13 protein-coding genes are annotated in these 16,042 nt (G+C 65.1%); 9 read left to right on the top strand and 4 right to left on the bottom strand.

The genetic code is table 11. The features are described from left to right. Positions 1 to 10: 10 nt before the first annotated feature. Both CO669_RS11265 and CO669_RS11260 read left to right on the top strand, forming a co-directional pair. Positions 11 to 1,330: a solute carrier family 23 protein gene (locus CO669_RS11265; RefSeq protein ID WP_097659877.1), complete on the top strand. Its 1,320-nt coding sequence runs from the start codon at positions 11 to 13 to the stop codon at positions 1,328 to 1,330. Positions 1,331 to 1,403: 73 nt separating this feature from the next. After that, positions 1,404 to 2,240: an SDR family oxidoreductase gene (locus CO669_RS11260; RefSeq protein WP_097659876.1), complete on the top strand. Its 837-nt coding sequence runs from the start codon at positions 1,404 to 1,406 to the stop codon at positions 2,238 to 2,240. Positions 2,241 to 2,282: 42 nt separating this feature from the next. Here the strand turns inward: CO669_RS11260 and CO669_RS11255 are convergent, their stop codons facing one another. Further along, a complete protein-coding gene (locus CO669_RS11255; RefSeq protein WP_097659875.1) occupies positions 2,283 to 2,543 on the bottom strand; it encodes a DUF1488 family protein in 261 nt (86 codons plus the stop codon). A 530-nt stretch (positions 2,544 to 3,073) separates the two neighbouring features. Here CO669_RS11255 and CO669_RS11250 point away from each other — a divergent pair. From CO669_RS11250 to CO669_RS11220, 7 genes are all read left to right on the top strand, one after another. Continuing rightward, positions 3,074 to 3,478: a hypothetical protein gene (locus CO669_RS11250; RefSeq protein ID WP_097659874.1), complete on the top strand. Its 405-nt coding sequence runs from the start codon at positions 3,074 to 3,076 to the stop codon at positions 3,476 to 3,478. A gap of 146 nt (positions 3,479 to 3,624) precedes the next feature. Continuing rightward, complete coding sequence (locus CO669_RS11245) at positions 3,625 to 4,446, top strand: NAD-dependent protein deacetylase (protein WP_097659873.1); 822 nt, start codon at positions 3,625 to 3,627, stop codon at positions 4,444 to 4,446. Positions 4,447 to 4,587: 141 nt separating this feature from the next. Beyond that, positions 4,588 to 6,672: a hydantoinase/oxoprolinase family protein gene (locus CO669_RS11240; RefSeq protein ID WP_097659872.1), complete on the top strand. Its 2,085-nt coding sequence runs from the start codon at positions 4,588 to 4,590 to the stop codon at positions 6,670 to 6,672. A gap of 2 nt (positions 6,673 to 6,674) precedes the next feature. Continuing rightward, positions 6,675 to 8,333, top strand: coding sequence for a hydantoinase B/oxoprolinase family protein (locus CO669_RS11235; protein ID WP_097659871.1), 1,659 nt, complete (start codon positions 6,675 to 6,677; stop codon positions 8,331 to 8,333). Between the two features lie 36 nt (positions 8,334 to 8,369). After that, positions 8,370 to 9,371, top strand: coding sequence for a TRAP transporter substrate-binding protein (locus tag CO669_RS11230; RefSeq protein WP_097659870.1), 1,002 nt, complete (start codon positions 8,370 to 8,372; stop codon positions 9,369 to 9,371). Between the two features lie 10 nt (positions 9,372 to 9,381). Beyond that, positions 9,382 to 9,975 (top strand): TRAP transporter small permease subunit, encoded by a 594-nt coding sequence (locus CO669_RS11225; protein WP_097660086.1) that lies wholly within the window; start codon positions 9,382 to 9,384, stop codon positions 9,973 to 9,975. A 31-nt stretch (positions 9,976 to 10,006) separates the two neighbouring features. Beyond that, positions 10,007 to 11,311, top strand: a complete 1,305-nt coding sequence (locus tag CO669_RS11220) for a TRAP transporter large permease (protein ID WP_097659869.1) — start codon at positions 10,007 to 10,009, stop codon at positions 11,309 to 11,311. A gap of 75 nt (positions 11,312 to 11,386) precedes the next feature. On the opposite strand, the gene CO669_RS11215 is transcribed toward CO669_RS11220, so the two are convergent. The 3 genes from CO669_RS11215 to CO669_RS11205 form a co-directional block, all read right to left on the bottom strand. Beyond that, positions 11,387 to 13,771, bottom strand: a complete 2,385-nt coding sequence (locus CO669_RS11215) for a patatin-like phospholipase family protein (RefSeq protein WP_143278655.1) — start codon at positions 13,769 to 13,771, stop codon at positions 11,387 to 11,389. Between the two features lie 35 nt (positions 13,772 to 13,806). Continuing rightward, on the bottom strand, positions 13,807 to 14,214 hold the full coding sequence (locus CO669_RS11210) for a hypothetical protein (protein ID WP_097659867.1): 408 nt from the start codon (positions 14,212 to 14,214) through the stop codon (positions 13,807 to 13,809). A 1,087-nt stretch (positions 14,215 to 15,301) separates the two neighbouring features. After that, positions 15,302 to 15,946: a glutathione binding-like protein gene (locus CO669_RS11205; protein WP_097659866.1), complete on the bottom strand. Its 645-nt coding sequence runs from the start codon at positions 15,944 to 15,946 to the stop codon at positions 15,302 to 15,304. Positions 15,947 to 16,042 lie beyond the last annotated feature (96 nt).

Raw genomic sequence — 16,042 nt, 5'->3', positions numbered from 1 at the left:
TGGGGGGAACATGTCGACAGCAACCGGCTCGGACGAGCAAGCACAGAGCTATTTTCCGCGTTGGACGCTGAAGACCTCGGGCGTGATCATGCCGGAGGAGCGGCTGTCCTGGGGCCAGACCGTCGTCTCGGGTCTCCAGCATTGCGTCGCGATGTCAGGCTCGACGATCATCGCGCCGCTGCTGATGGGGTTCGATCCCAATGTGGCAGTGCTGTTCTCCGGCGTGGGCACGCTGATCTTCTTCGTCATCGTCGCCGGGCGCGTGCCGAGCTATCTCGGCTCGAGCTTCGCGTTCATCGCCGTCGTCATCGCGGCCACCGGCTATGCCGGGCATGGGGCGAATCCCAATATCTCGGTCGCGCTCGGCGGCATCGTCGGAGCGGGCGTGCTCTACGGGGTGATCGCGCTGGTGGTGATGTGGTCGGGGGTCGGCTGGGTCGAGAGGCTGCTGCCGCCGGCCGTCACCGGTGCGGTGGTCGCCGCGATCGGTCTCAACCTCGCGCCCGTGGCGGTCAAGGCGGTGAGCGCCAACACCTTCGACACGGGAATCGGGCTCGCCACCGTTCTGATCATCGGCGTGGTTGCAGTTGCTGCGCCCGGCCTGTGGCGCCGGCTGCCGATCATCCTCGGGGCAATCGGCGGCTACCTTCTCTACCTGTTGTTTGCGAACGGGTTCGGCTTCGGCAAGCCGGTCGACTTTGCCCAATTGGCGGCCGCGCCGTGGATCGGCCTGCCGAACTTCACTGCGCCGACGTTCCAGGCGGATGCCATCTTCCTGATTGCGCCGGTTGCGATCATTCTCGTCGCCGAGAACCTCGGTCACATCAAGGCCGTCGGCGCCATGACAGGCCGGAGCCTCGACGCCTATCTCGGGCGCGCCCTGTTCGCCGACAGCCTGGCGACCATCGTCGCAGCCAGCGGCGGCGGCACCGGCGTCACCACCTATGCCGAGAACATCGGCGTCATGGCCGCGACCAAGGTCTATTCGACATTGCTGTTTGCCTTCGCCGCGATCGTGTCGATCCTGCTCGGCTTCTCGCCGAAATTCGGCGCGCTGATCCTGTCGATCCCCGGGCCCGTCATCGGCGGCCTCTCGATCGTGCTGTTCGGATTGATCGCGGCGATGGCGGGCCGGATCTGGGTCGAGAACAAGGTCGACTTTGCCAATCCTGCAAACCTGATCACCGCCGCCGTGGCGTTGACCGCGGGGGCGGGGGATCTCACGCTCAAATTTGGCGCATTCACGATCGGCGGGATCGGCACCGCAACCTTCGGCGCCATCATTCTTTACCAGATCCTGACCTCACCACTGGCGCGCCGCGTGGAGTGAATCCCAGCGATGCGCTGACAGGATGGAACAAAAGGCGCGTTCCGCCGATGATGAGGCATTCCGGAGAGAGACCATGCCACAACCCAATCGCCCGACTTCATATCCTTCGCGCCTCGTCGGCCAATACGCGCTGGTGACCGGCGCCTCGCAAGGCATTGGCCGCGCCGTCGCCATCAGGCTTGCCGGGGAAGGCGCGACCGTCGCGATCAACTATGTCGATCATGCCGAGCGAGCAGAAGAGTCGCTCGCCATGGCGCGGACCGCATCGAGCGATCGTGGTCACGGCAGGCTCGATCACGTCATCGTCAAGGCCGATGTCAGCAATGAACAGCAGGTCGCGGCCATGTTCGAGACGGTCCTGGCGCGCTTCAAGCGCCTCGATTGTCTGGTCAACAACGCCGGCTTCCAGCGGGAATCGCCGAGCGAGGCGCTCGACGTCGAAACCTATCGCCGCATCATCGACGTCAATCTCAACGGCGCGGTGCTCTGTGCGCAAAAGGCGCTCGCGCATTTCGTGGCGCGCGGGGGAGGCGGCAGCATCATCAACTGCTCCAGCGTGCACCAGATCATTCCGAAGCCCGGCTATCTCGCTTATTCGATCAGCAAGGGCGGCATGGCCAACCTGACGCGCACGCTGGCGCTGGAGTTCGCTGGCCGGGGCATTCGTGTGAATGCCGTTGGTCCGGGCGCGATCGACACCCCGATCAACGCGGCCTGGACCGGCGATCCCGAAAAGCGCGGAACCGTCACCAGCCACATTCCCATGGGACGCGTCGGCACACCGGAGGAAATCGCCGCCGTCTTCGCCTTCCTCGCCTCGGACGATGCGAGCTACATCACCGGGCAGACCCTCTATGCCTGCGGAGGCCTGACGCTGTTCCCGGAATTCCGCGAGAACTGGGCAAGCTAGAAACGTGGGTCCACGGACGAAATCACGATCTCATTGGCCGCTTCAGAAATCTCCTGCGAGCAGGTCGTAGGAGCCCCTGCTGCCGCGGACATACTTCCTGGCCGCGGCGGCACATATCAAGTCGCGGTTGCGATCGAACGCGTTCAGGAATCCCGATTCGGTCGCATCGGCGCCCGGTTGAATCCGCTTCAACGCGCCTTCGTCGATGAAGAACGAGGCCTCGATGGCGCTGTCGTGTCCCCAGAACCGCACGGCACGCCGTGTCTGGTCATATGAGCGACTGTGATTTGGAAAATCAATCATGGTTCGGGCCGATCAGGTTGCAGGTGCCGTGCGCCTTCACGCCGTTTGAGCCGGGGCACCCCTGGGTGGCCGACGCCGGGCTTGCGTGCGTCAGGAACGCGGACGTTTCGTCGAGGCCTGACAAGAGCGAGCCGGTCGCGCCTCTTTCAAATGATGATCTGGCGACAGGGTTACAACCCGGTGCGGTGCTGCTCGGGACAAATAGTCCGTCGCAAGCCTCGCTATTTGGCGAGAGGTGCCTATATCCGCTTGATCACCGCTCGCCCCTCGGCCGTTATCGGTGACTGAGAGCATTGCGCTCCCGCCGCGACCAAGAGGCGGTCAATATGTCGGATTCCCCCGGATTCAGTCTTCGCGAGTGGCTCGTGCCGCCGGTCCTGCTCCCGGTCTTCTTCGTGCTGTTGATCGCCGTTTCGATGTTGATCCAATGGTAGTCGGTTTCGGCGTGCCTTCTGCGCGCGGGCTGGTCGAACACCGACCTCGGGCCGGTCGTCCGCCGCGCGCGGCGAATTTCGACGAAAGGAGGCAGCATGTTCAAATTTCTACAGTATCGCGCAAAAGCGGCCGCGTACGGCGAACTGGCCAGGACTTCGCCCGGCAAGGATGACACCCGCAAATTCGAGAAACTGCAGGATAGCCTTGCATGGCGCGCGGACAACGAGCAGGTTCTCGCGGACCAATACGCGGATGCGGTCAACGCCGGTGAGGCGGAGCGACTGCGTGGAGCAGCCCTCGCGGCGGAGGAAGAGCGCGTTTTGCGCTGTCTCGGCGCGGCCGTCATCATGCAATGGAATTCCCTGCCGACGACGCTTCAGCGCGAGATTTTCGACACCGCCGGTTCGGTCGGAACATTGTTGGACACGGCGGCGCTCCGCGGGCAGATTGCCCGGTTTCTTCACAAGCACAGGCATGACACCGATCCAGCCCAGATCTGACGGGCGACGTGTTCGGGGCAGAACGAACCGGTGCGCGAGCATTCGCCGCCGGCACTTCTCCGGCACGGATCGATCCGCCGCCCGCTTCGGGGCGCCGGTCCGGGAGTGATCTGGCAAAATGTCGCGGCGCGAACTACATCTGCGCCATGGCAAATGCTCCGCTGGCAAATCGACCGCTGCAGGACTTCCTCGACCGGCACGAAAAGCTGTTCGTGCTGACCGGCGCCGGCTGCAGCACCAATTCGGGCATTCCCGATTATCGCGACGGAAACGGCAACTGGAAGCGGACCCAGCCTGTCAACTTCCAGGCCTTCATGTCGGAGCAACAGACCCGCCAGCGCTATTGGGCGCGCAGCCTGATCGGCTGGAGGCGGTTTGGTCAGGCGAAGCCGAACGATGCGCATCATGCGCTGGCGCGGCTTGAGGCGAAGGGCCGCTGCGGGATGCTGCTGACCCAGAACGTCGACCGGTTGCATCAGTCCGCCGGCCAGCGCCAGGTCATCGACCTGCACGGCCGGCTCGATCTGGTGCGCTGCATGAGCTGCGGCGCGAAGACGCCGCGCGAAGAATTTCAGCACGCGCTTGGTCGCGCCAATGCGACGTGGCTGACGCTCGATGCCGCCGATGCACCGGATGGCGATGCTGATCTCGAGCACGAGGATTTTTCGTCCTTCCAGGTGCCTCCTTGCGAGGCGTGCGGCGGCATCCTCAAGCCCGACGTCGTGTTCTTCGGCGAGAACGTGCCGCGCGACGTCGTCGCCACCGCGCAGGACCATCTGTCGCAGGCCGACGCCATGCTGATCGTCGGCTCCTCGCTGATGGTCTATTCCGGTTTCCGCTTCGTGCAGGCTGCGGCGCAGCGCAACATTCCGATTGCAGCCGTCAATCTCGGCCGCACTCGCGCCGACGATCTCCTGACTCTGAAGGTCGAGGAGCGCTGCGAAGCGGCGCTTGCATTCCTGCTCTGATCGCGGGACTCGCGAACACGCCTTGCCTATTGCATAGGTGCCAAGCAGAATGGCCGGGCGCGACGTTGTCCTTGCCGTCCATGGCATGGAAATTGCTGCGCTTTCGACCTCAGTCTTGACGATCAGCGCGGAGAATTTGGAATGCTTGAGGGAGCCGAGGTGCGGCTTGCCGTGGATATCGGTGGCACGTTCACCGACATCGTGCTGGACGTGGGACAGGATCGCAAGACGCGCAAGCTGCTGACGACGCCGCAGCGTCCCGAACAGGCGGTGCTGGACGGCATGCGTCTCATCCTCGCCGACGCCCGCGCCCATATCAGCGACATCGACGTCTTCATTCACGGCACCACGCTCGCGACCAACGCCATCATCGAGCGCCGCGGCGCCAGGACGGCCCTGATTGCGACCGACGGCTTTCGCGACGTGCTCGATATCGGCACCGAGAGCCGCTACGACCAGTACGATCTCGGCATCGACAAGCCGAGGCCGCTGGCGCCGCGCAGCCTGCGCTTTACCGTGCCCGAGCGCGTCGACGCTCACGGCGCCGTCCGCCTCCCGCTCGACGAGGCCTCAGTGCGCGCACTCGCGCCAAAATTGCGTGAGTTGAAGGTCGAAAGCGTCGCGATCGCCTTCCTGCACTCCTACGCCAATCCCGAGCACGAGCGGCGTGCAGCCGCGATCCTGGCTGAGGAGATGCCCGGCATCTCCGTGACCGTGTCCTCTGCGGTCTGTCCGGAGATCCGCGAGTACGAGCGCACATCGACTGCGGTTGCCAACGCCTATGTGCAACCCCTGATCGACGGCTATCTCGCCCGCATGGCCGATGCCTTGCAGGTCGAGCAGTTCCGCGGCGCGATCTATCTCGTCACCTCGGGCGGCGGCGTCACTTCGATCGAGACCGCGCGGCGCTTTCCGGTGCGTCTTGTCGAATCCGGCCCTGCGGGCGGGGCGATCTTCGCGGCGCAGATCGCGGCACGGCTCGGCGAGAGCAAGGTGCTATCTTTCGACATGGGCGGCACCACCGCAAAGATCTGCCTGATCGAGAAATACCAGCCCGAGACCTCGCGCGTGTTCGAGGTCGATCGTGCGGCGCGCTTCCTGAAAGGCTCCGGCCTGCCGGTGCGAATCCCCGTGATCGAGATGGTCGAGATCGGCGCCGGTGGCGGCTCGATCGCCCATGTCGATGCGATGAAGCGCGTCACGGTCGGTCCCGAGAGTGCTTCTTCGGAGCCGGGCCCGGCCTGTTACGGTCGCGGCGGCCAGCGCCCTGCCGTGACGGATGCGGACGTTGCGCTCGGCATGATTGATCCCGACGCGTTTGCCGGCGGTACGATCAAGCTCGACATCGAGCTTTCGAAGCAGGCGCTGCTGCGTGACGTCGGCGAACCGCTCGGCCTGTCGGCGGAAACCGCGGCCTATGCCGTTCACGAGGTCGTCTGCGAGAACATGGCGAGCGCGGCGCGCGTCCATGCGGTCGAGCGCGGCGAGATCGTCGGCCAGCACACCTTGATCGCCTTTGGCGGTGCGGCGCCGCTGCATGCGGCGCGTGTGGCCGAGAAGATCGGCGTCTCCCGGGTGATCGTGCCGTCGAATGCCGGCGTCGGCTCGGCGGTCGGCTTCCTTGCCGCGCCCATCGCTTATGAGTTGGTACGCAGCCGTCACGTCCGCCTCGACGATTTCGACACCGAGGCGGTCTCCGATCTCCTGCAGGAGATGGTGACCGAGGCGCGCGCCCTGGTCGAGCCCGGCGCTGCCGGCGCGCCGGTGCGCGAGCGGCGGGCCGCCTTCATGCGCTATGTCGGACAGGGGCACGAGATCAGCGTCGAGCTGCCGAACCGGCGGCTGACGGCGGCCGATCTCGCCGGCCTGCGGCAGAAGTTCGAGGCGGATTATTCGGCGATGTTCGAGCGCCCGATCCCGGGTGCTGCGATCGAGGTGCTGAGCTGGTCGGTGCTCGCGACGACGGAAGCGCGCAATCCGTCCACCGTCGCCGCCGTCGCGCGCACGCCCGCCGGAAAGGCGAGCGGCAGCCGCAGGTTCTTCGACGGGCGTGCGGGCGAGGTGATCGAGATCCCGCTCTATCGCCGCGAGGACATGGCGCCGGGCGCGACCATCGCCGGGCCCGCGGTGATCGCCGAGGACGAAACCTCGACCTTCGTCTCCACCAGTTTTGACGCCCATATCGACGGTGCCGGCAGCATCGTCATGGAACGGAAGGCGGCCTGATCATGAACAAGGCAAATGGCGCGAGCCTGATCGACCTCCAGATCATGTGGCACCGGCTGATCGCCGTGGTCGAGGAGCAGGCGCAGGTGCTTTTGCGCACCGCCTTCAGCCCGATCGTGCGCGAGTGCGGCGACCTCTCGGCCGGCGTGTTCGACCTCAAGGGGCGCATGCTGGCGCAGGCGGTGACGGGCACGCCCGGTCACGTCAACTCGATGGCGGAATCGGTCAAGCACTTCATCGACCGCTTTCCGATCGAGACGATGAAAGAGGGCGACGCCTACATCACCAACGATCCCTGGATGGGCACCGGCCATCTCAACGATTTCGTCGTCACCACGCCCTGCTTCAAGGACGGCAGGCCGGTGGCGCTGTTCTCCTGCACCAGCCACCTCATGGACATCGGCGGCATCGGCTTCGGGCCTGATGCCACCGACGTCTTCATGGAGGGGCTCTATATCCCCATGCTGAAGCTGATCGACCAGGGCGTCGTCAACGAGACGCTGATGGCGATGATCCGCACCAACACGCGGCTGCCGATCGACACCGAGGGCGACACCTATTCGCTCGCCGGCTGCAACGACGTCGGCTGCGAGCGCCTGGTCGAGATGATGACCGAGTTCGGCATCGATACGCTCGACGAGCTCGGCGACTACATCTGCGCGCGCTCGCGCGAGGCGGTGCTCGCCGAGATCGCCAAGCTGCCGAAGGGCAGCTGGCGCAACACCATGGTCGTCGACGGCTATGACGCCCCGGTGACGCTGGCCGCGACGCTGACGATCTCGGACGAAGGCATCCATGTCGATTTCGACGGCACCTCGGCCGCCTCGAAGTTCGGCATCAACGTGCCCTTGTCCTACACTACGGCCTACACCGTGTTCGGCCTCGGCTGCGTCGTCGCCTCGCAGATCCCGAACAATGCCGGTTCGCTGTCGCCGCTGACGGTGTCGGCGCCTGCGGGCGCGATCCTCAATGCGCCCAAGCCGGCGCCGGTCGCCTCGCGCCACATCATCGGCCAGATGCTGCCCGACGTCGTGTTCGGCTGCCTGCGCCAGATCATCCCCGAGCGCGTCCCGGCCGAAGGCACCTCGTGCCTGTGGAATCTCAACGTGCGCGGCCAGACCCGCTCCGGCGTCGGCGGCAATTACGGGTTCTCGATGGCGGTGACCTCCAATGGCGGCACCGGCGCGCGCTTCGGCAAGGACGGGCTGTCGGCGACGGCTTACCCGAGCGGCGTGCGCGGCACGCCGGTCGAGATCGCGGAGACGCAGACGCCGTTGATCTTCTGGCGCAAGGAGCTGCGTCCGGACTCCGGCGGCGCAGGGCGCACCCGCGGCGGGCTCGGCCAGATCATCGAGGTCGGCAGCGGCGTCGACGCGCCGTTCGACATCCTGGCCGCGTTCGATCGCATCGATCATCCGCCGCGCGGCCGCGACGGCGGCCAGAACGGCGAGGCCGGTTACGTCGGCTTGAAGTCGGGCAAGAAGCTGCGCGGCAAGGGCTTTCAGCAGGTGCCGCCGGACGACCGGCTGGTGGTGCTGACGCCCGGCGGCGCCGGCATCGGCGATCCCGCGACGCGCGAGCGCAGGGCGGTCAAGGAGGATGTCGAGAGCGGGCTCGTCTCCGCCGACAATGCGGTTGCAGTTTACGGGTACGCGCGCTGACACGTCCGCGCACGTGGTAACAAACGGAGGGGCTCGATGATCACGCGACGGAACTTCACCACGGGCGCAGCGACGCTGCTCGCCGCCGGCCATATCTCGACCCGCGCCCGGGCGGCGACGACGAGCTGGGACATGTCGACGGTGTGGCCCGACGGCAATTTCCACACCCAGAATGCGATGGCCTTCGCCGAGGAAGTGAAGAAGCAGACGGGCGGCGCGGTTGCGATCACCGTGAAGGCCGGCGGCCAGCTCGGCTTCAAGGGGCCCGAGCATTTGCGCGCCGTGCGCGACGGCCTGGTGCCGCTCGCCGACGTCCTCAACATCCAGCAGGTCGGCGACGAGCCCTTCATGGGCGTCGAGAGCATCCCGTTCCTGTGCGGCTCCGTGGACGAGTTGAAGGTGCTGCACAAATATGTGCGGCCCGAATACGAGAAGATCGCCGCGCGCAACAACCAGAAGATCCTCTACATCGTGCCGTGGCCGACGCAGTACCTGCACCTCAAGGCGAAGGTCGCCGACGTCGAGGGTCTGAAGAACATCAAGATCCGCGTGCCCGACAAGAACGCGGTCGACATGCTGAATGCGATCGGCATGGCGGCGGTGATGATCCCCTGGGGCGAGACGATCCCGGCGCTGGCCTCGGGCGCCGTCTCTGGCGTCTCGACCTCCTCGGTGTCGGGCGTCGACGGCAAGTTCTGGGAGTTCCTGAAATACGTCTATCCGACCAACCACGTCTGGTCGTCGCAGATGCTCACCGTCAATCTCGACTCCTGGAAGGCACTCTCTGCCGATCAGCAGAAGGTCGTCGCGGATATTGCGGCGAAGATGGAGCCGGGCTTCTGGGCCAACTCGCTCAAGGCCGACGTCGACAGCCTCAACCGTCTCAAGGAAGGCGGCATGGAGGTGGTGCCGCTCTCGGACGCGATGATGACGGACATCCGCGCCAAGACTGCGCCGCAGCTCGACGCCTTCCTCAAGCGCGTGCCGGCGGCCGACAAGCCGGTGCGGTCCTATCTCGCCGAAATGAAGCGTGGTTGAGGACGGAGCCGTGGTGAGCGTTTCGTCCGAAGCACCGCAAAGCCTCAACGCAGCGGCGCCCGCGCCGCTGCGCATCCTGCTCGACGGCATCGACCGGCTCGGCCGGCTCGACGGCTGGATCGGCGGCGGCTGCCTCTTGACGCTGACGCTGCTGATGCTGTGCGAGGTCGCGACCCGCTTCCTCTCCAACTTCCTGCCGTTCTTCCCGCCGACGATCTCGATCGCGTGGGAATACTCTTCTTATCTGATGGCGGCATCCTTCACCTTCGGTGCCGCCATGACCTTGCGCGTCGGCGGCCACATCCGCGTCGTGCTGCTGCTCAAGAACACGCCGGCGCCGGTGCAGCGCGCGCTCGAGATCCTCTCGGCCGCGGCCGGCTTTGCCTTCATGGCGTTCCTGACCTCGGCGATGGCAAAGTTCGCCTTTGCCGCGTACACGCGCGGCCAGGTCTCGACCTCGAGCGACACGCCGCTGTGGTTTCCCGAAGCGGTGGTCACCTTCGGCATGCTGCTGCTGACGCTCCAGTTCCTGGCGCGCGCGATCCAGGCCGTGCTCGGCCTGCCGCTGGAGGACCACCGCATGAAGGCCTCGCCCGTCGAATGACCGCCTTGCTCGCATCGGGATTCAAGATCGCATGACCATTGAAGTCGTCGCCCTGTTCGCGATCCTGTTTGCGCTGCTGGCGTGCGGCGTCTGGATCGGCCTCACGCTTGCGCTCACCGCGACGCTGCTGCTTGCGATGTTCCGCTCGATCCCGCTGGACAAGTTGCTGCCGCAATACGCCTGGAACATTCTGACCACGCAGGAGCTGCTGGCGCTGCCGCTATTCATCCTGATGGGTGAGCTGCTGTTTCGAACCCGCCTGTCGCGCTCGCTGTTCCAGGGGCTCGCGCCGTGGGCGGGGCTGCTGCCCGGCCGGCTGCTGCATGTCAACGTGATCGGCTGCACCATCTTCGCGGCGATCTCGGGCTCGTCGGCGGCGACCACGCAGGTGATCGGCCGCATGTCGCTCAACGAGCTGCTGCGCCGCGGCTATTCGCGCGACATCGCGATCGGCTCGCTCGCCGGCGCCGGCACGCTCGGCTTCCTGATCCCGCCGTCCAACATCATGATCATCTACGGCGTGCTCGGCGACGTCTCGATCCTGAAGCTGTTCACGGCGGGCGTGCTGCCGGGCCTGCTGCTGGCCGCGACCTTCATGGGCTGGGTGATGCTGCACGCCACGCTCAAGCCCGCGATGGTGCCGGAGACGGAAGCCAAGCTCTCGCAGGTGCCGTGGGGCGAGCGTTTTGCCGCGCTCAAGGACCTCGCGCCCGCGCTGTTCCTGATCGCCTGCGTGCTCGGCTCGATGTATGGCGGGCTCGCAACGCCGTCGGAGGCCGCCGCTGTCGGCGTGCTCGGCGCGGGGCTGGTCGCCTGGGCGCAGGGCTCGATGTCGACGCAGGTGATGCGCGACGTGCTGATCGGCTCGGTCGTGACCTGCTCGATGATCGCGCTGATCGTGCTCGGCGCCTCCATCCTCGGCAATGCCGCAGCCTTCCTCGGCATTCCTCAGGCGGTCGCGGCCTTCGTCAAGGGGCTCGGCCTGTCGCCGTTCATGCTGATCGTCGTGCTGGTGATCTTCTATTTGATCCTGGGCTGCTTCCTCGACGGCTTCTCGATGATCGTGATGACGCTGCCGATCGTGCTGCCGATCGTGAAGGGCGCCGGCTTCGACGAGATCTGGTTCGGCATCTTCCTCGTGCTCGCGGTCGAGATGGCGCAGATCACCCCGCCGGTCGGCTTCAACCTGTTCGTGATCCAGGGCCTGACGGAAGACGGCCTCGGCTACATCGCCCGCGTCACGATGCCGTATCTGATCATCATGATCGGCTTCGTGCTGCTGCTGACGCTGTGGCCCGGCATCGTCACGATCCTGCCGCGGGTGCTGTACGGGTGAGGATCGGTGGCGGGGGGCTGTCAGGCCTCCGACCAAAAGACCTCTGACCAAGACCTCCGACCAAGACCTCCTGCTCTATGGCTTGACCTGCGGATGGCTTGCCTGCGCGTCCCTGAGCGCCGTATCGAGGTCGTCACCGCGGAGCTGATGCAGGATCAGCCGTTGCACGCAATCGCCTGGGCCGAACCCTGTGACCTTCGATTTCTGCAAGAAGTCCTCGTCGGGCACACAGTGTGCGGCGCGGCCCGTCAGGAAGAATATCTCTGACGCCGACATTTTCGACAGACGCCAGCCGAGAGGCAGCGGTATCACGTAGTCCCCGAAATCGGCTCTTTGCACCCGGCTGATCCGTGCCCGTACGTCCGTGGCATCACGTTTGATGACGCCGAGATCCCGTGTCGCCAGATCGACGGTCGAATAGGTTCGTGCCGTTCGGCTGTTGAACAGTGCGACCACCGGGGATACGGCCTCGCTGAACGCGCTGGAGCTGCCCTCGCTGTACTTGCCTGATGTCAGAACGATGAGATGGAAGCGGGCCTGCTTGCAGCACGCATCCGCCCGGCGCTGAAGACGATTGATGATATCGACCGCGGTGGTCACGCCGGAATTCTCGAAATATCCGCCGTCGACGACATGAAATCTCGTGATGTCGCTCTTGTCTGGTGGGATTGCCGTCGACCCGCTGTCCCAAAACCAGGCCGCGGGCGTTAGCCAGGGAAAGCGCGCGCTGGCGACCGCCGCGACGCTCAGGGGAATGTCATAGTCCTGGGTCAGCGGCAGGATTTGTGCATCGGTTCGATTTTCCTTGTCGATGTCGAACGGTGCGATGACGCGGCGTCGTCCGGATGCCACTTCGGTCGTGTTGAAGAAGAGCGCCGGCTTGAGGCCCGCTGGATTCCAGGACGCCAGCACCCCGCTCTTCAGTGCATCCCGGCCGGTTCCGCCGAAGTTTCGGGTTGCGACATCCGCCCACGCGGCCTCGATCGACCGTTCGAGCGCACGGGCCCGTGACAAGGCTGGATTGGCTGGCCAGAAGAAGCGTTGTGCGAAATCGGGGAAGAGAGCCGAAGCGACCAGCGGCGAGAGGAAGTCGTAATCGTTGCGCACGAGCTCAAATGCGGATTGCTGCGCTTCGCGCATTTCCGGACTCCGGGGACCGCTGCTGCCGATTTCGGCAACGCTGCGGCATTGTTGCTCCGTCGGCTTGAACTCTTCGGTCATCGCGGCATAGAACGCGGCGCCGACGCTGCCTCCAGATACGCCGCTGATCGCGAACAGGTGCTGGGCGAATCGTTCGCAGGTCGTTTGCAGCTTGGTCAGGAATTGCACGGCCTGAGCGGCGGCGTAAATACCGCCGCCCTGCGCGGCGACGATGTAGACCGGATAGCTTTGATCCGCACTGAATTCGGGGTTCTTCCTGTCGGGCCGGAGATCAAACCATTTCGCGAATTCGCCCTCGATGTCGCCCGGAGGACGAGCCGTCGGCGTTGCCGACGAACGGACCTCCCGACCGCTCTTGTCAATGCGGCGCAGCTCGTGATCGTCGTTGATGTCGGTCCACGCCAGGAAGCCGGCCACGGCGAGCAGCGCCGGAATGATGGGAAAGTCGAGACGCCGGGACCATATGCTCAAGCCCGTGGCATTCAGCGTGAGACAGCCGATGAAGATCGCAAATATGGAGATCGATCCCAGGGTCTGACCGATCGGTACTGGATATGCAGCGATCACGACCACCGCGACGAGGGACAGGATGAGCGAGGCAGCGGAGGTCCGATTTGCGATTTGCCGGAGCCACGCCTTCTGAGGCGCCGCGAGCCGGCGGCTGAGGTGCACGACAAATATGCTTCGCAGAAGGAATAACAGGGTGACGGCGCCGAGAACCCACAGTCCCAATTCGAAGTACCAGTCGCCGCGCTTGGACCAGTCAAAAAGCGTCTTCAGCTGCTTGGCGAATTCGTGGTCGCCGAATGCATCGATCTCGTCGATCGAGGTCGTTTCGGCTTTGAGGTTGATTGCGTCTGCGCCGGCTGCAAAGCCCGCGATGGCGGCAACGAGCGGCAGTGTGCCGAACAGAATTGGCAGGAACGGAACGGCGTAGCGGACACAGGCCGTGCGGTACAGGCTTGGCCGGTTTCGATCGACCAGCAGCACGATGGTGCTGAACAACAGGCACGCGGCCATGCCGAGCAGGAACACGATCGGAAAAACTGCGTCTGCGACGGCCGCGCACCGCGAGACGTCGATCTGCTCGGCGAGATTCTCGACGACCAGGCGATAATAGTCGCGCGTCTGATCCGGCAGGAACAGAACGAGCGATGCAAAGCCGCTCAGGCAGGCGGGGATGAGCAGGACCCTGAGGCAGACGAATACATCCCGCAGGGCATAGAAAATATACCGCAGCGGAGCCACGGCAGTCAGAAGGGCTCGCAGCGTCGTAGCTGCGCGGGTGGGACTCGGCACCGTGGGTCTCCGCTCGCGGACCGGGTTGGCGATGCTCAGCGAGCGGCGGCTACGGGGGCAGCGAGCAAGGACCGGCCGTTCTGGAATCTGACCACGAAGGGAGTGGACTTTTTCGCCACCTTACTCTTCGTCAAATCAGCCGACGACACGGCAGCGCATGCGCTCTGGTTTAGCGGATGGCATCCGTTGCCTCCCGGCACGGGATCCGGGGATTGGAAGAGATCGAAATTTGTTAGCGCCAGCTGGTTCGTCGTGCCCGGATAGGTGACAAGGAATGGCGGCTCGGGGAGGGCGGGATTCTCCTGCGCAAAGACTTCCTTCGGAATGCGCGCGCAGTCCCTCATGTCCCTCGGAGGATCGCAGGCGGCTTGCGCCTCGCCGACGGAAAACAGCGCAACGCCGACCGCTGCGCAGGACCAAATATGAATGATAGCCCGGTTCATGGCGAAAATCCCTTGCCTGACAATGAATATGAACGGCGCGACAAAGCCCTGGAGACTTCGCCGCCAGCAATTTGGCGGGTGCTCCTCGGCTGCGGCCATCCTATCGCGCGGCTTGTATTTCGCGCAACTCTCGCGTGTAGAATTTTGGCGCGGGCTCCCATTTCCCTGAGAACCCCGGCTTTTCGGAAGGTGGTCCCGCGCGCCGGCAAGACGGCGTCCGCGCGGCCGCTCGCCCCATCCACCATCCGTTGTGGTGCCCGACGGGCAAAACACGCCAGCGCTGGGTCGAGATCCCCGCCCAAAAATATTCGAATTTACAGAAGTTCGGTTTTGCCGTACAAGCCTCCGCATCCCGCCCGCCACGAGGGGCGTTTCGCGATCGTCACGAAGCGCGGGCCGGGATGCGGTGGCCGCGACGGCGTCGGCGCGGGATGGCGCTGCAGGGCGGGGAAACCCGTGAGCAGCGGCAGGCGCGATACGACACGGCGCTGACAGCGTCTTCGAATGGTCTCGACGGTGAGCGCACGCCAGCCGTGGAGAACCCAGCGAAGATGTGCGCGGACGGAGAAGTCGTGTGGTCCTGACGCCCGGGGTTCTGGCGTCAAGTCCTGCGGTGATGTCGCAGCCAACCGGTGCGCGCATCTGAGACCGCAAGGCGACGGGGGCAATAGTGCAGCGCTCCCCGAGGAGAGCACGAAGGACACCGTGAAAACCATCGCGCAGGGAAGGCCGGGCGACCGGCACACCTGTCGTCCACCCCGTGCGCGTCTTTCGCACACGCGGGACTTCGGGTGCCAGCCGGCGCCCGGCCTTCCCTGCGCCCTTGCTTGAGATAAGGGTGCGAGACGCAAGCAAAGCTCGGGCGAAATGAGCCGCGAGAATGAGCAGCCATGTTTATCACCCAACAAGGGTCTCGTGCCCCGGACGCAGCGCAGCGCGCCGCGTCTTCGCGGCGTGGTGCGCTGCAGAGCCGGGGCCCATGTAGCAGCGGAACGTGCTGCCCCTGGGTCCCGGCTCTGCGCAGCAGCGTCAGAACGCTGCAGCGCGTCCGGGACACGAGAGACGTCCAGTGGCCAAAAGCTCCGGCCTACGCCGCCGCCTTCTTGCGGGCGAGCTCGGCCTTGTACAGCTCGAACTCCTCCGCGATCGCCTTGGCCACCGACGGCCGCTGGCGCAGGCGCTCGTAATAGGCCTTCACGTTTGGCCATTTCGCAAGCTCGATCGGCGGCGTCGCCATGGTCCAGTTGATGACGGTGACGAGGTAAGCATCCGCCACGCTGAAATGGTCGAGCAGGAAGTCGCGGCCTTTCAGGTAATTGTCGAGATAGTCGAGCCGCGACAGGTTCTTCTCCAGCGCATAGGCCTTGGTCTCCTGCGGCGCCTTGCGGTCGAGCACGGGGATGAAGAGGCCCTTGTGCAGTTCGGTGCCGATGAAGCAGAGCCATTGATGCAGCCGCGTGCGATCGATGCCCTCCGCGGCGCCGAGCCCCGATTGCGGGAAGCGGTCGGCGACGTATTGCAGGATCGCGGCGTTCTCGGTCAGGATCACGCCATCGTCGGTGCGCAGCGTCGGCACGAGGCCGATCGGGTTGACGGCGCGGAAGTCGGAGCCGTCGTTCAGCACGGTCTTGGTCGGCGGGTCGACCTCGAGATAGTTCGCCTCGGCGCCGGCTTCATACAGCGCGACACGGGTCGCCATGGAACAGGCGAGCGGCGAGAAATAGAGATCCATCTGTAGCCTCCTTGGGCAATTGCTTGGAGCGTCTCTTCGAGTGTTCGCTCAACCTGGCCAGATTGATTTTTGTACTGTCTTGCATAATATGGGGAT

Source organism: Bradyrhizobium sp. Y36 (assembly GCF_002531575.1).
In the GTDB taxonomy this organism is placed as follows: Bacteria; Pseudomonadota; Alphaproteobacteria; order Rhizobiales; family Xanthobacteraceae; genus Bradyrhizobium.
Note: the sequence above shows the minus strand (reverse complement) of the source record. Positions and strands in the feature narration are given on the sequence as shown.

What these genes read in the sequence shown, in the direction of transcription:
- CO669_RS11235 (WP_097659871.1), top strand. Translation starts at nt 6,675, where the DNA reads ATGAACAAGGCAAATGGCGCGAGCCTGATCGACCTCCAGATCATGTGG.
- CO669_RS11240 (WP_097659872.1), top strand. Translation starts at nt 4,588, where the DNA reads ATGCTTGAGGGAGCCGAGGTGCGGCTTGCCGTGGATATCGGTGGCACG.
- CO669_RS11230 (WP_097659870.1), top strand. Translation starts at nt 8,370, where the DNA reads ATGATCACGCGACGGAACTTCACCACGGGCGCAGCGACGCTGCTCGCC.
- CO669_RS11210 (WP_097659867.1), bottom strand. Translation starts at nt 14,214, where the DNA reads ATGAACCGGGCTATCATTCATATTTGGTCCTGCGCAGCGGTCGGCGTT.
- CO669_RS11205 (WP_097659866.1), bottom strand. Translation starts at nt 15,946, where the DNA reads ATGGATCTCTATTTCTCGCCGCTCGCCTGTTCCATGGCGACCCGTGTC.
- CO669_RS11245 (WP_097659873.1), top strand. Translation starts at nt 3,625, where the DNA reads ATGGCAAATGCTCCGCTGGCAAATCGACCGCTGCAGGACTTCCTCGAC.
- CO669_RS11220 (WP_097659869.1), top strand. Translation starts at nt 10,007, where the DNA reads ATGACCATTGAAGTCGTCGCCCTGTTCGCGATCCTGTTTGCGCTGCTG.
- CO669_RS11260 (WP_097659876.1), top strand. Translation starts at nt 1,404, where the DNA reads ATGCCACAACCCAATCGCCCGACTTCATATCCTTCGCGCCTCGTCGGC.
- CO669_RS11265 (WP_097659877.1), top strand. Translation starts at nt 11, where the DNA reads ATGTCGACAGCAACCGGCTCGGACGAGCAAGCACAGAGCTATTTTCCG.
- CO669_RS11250 (WP_097659874.1), top strand. Translation starts at nt 3,074, where the DNA reads ATGTTCAAATTTCTACAGTATCGCGCAAAAGCGGCCGCGTACGGCGAA.
- CO669_RS11255 (WP_097659875.1), bottom strand. Translation starts at nt 2,543, where the DNA reads ATGATTGATTTTCCAAATCACAGTCGCTCATATGACCAGACACGGCGT.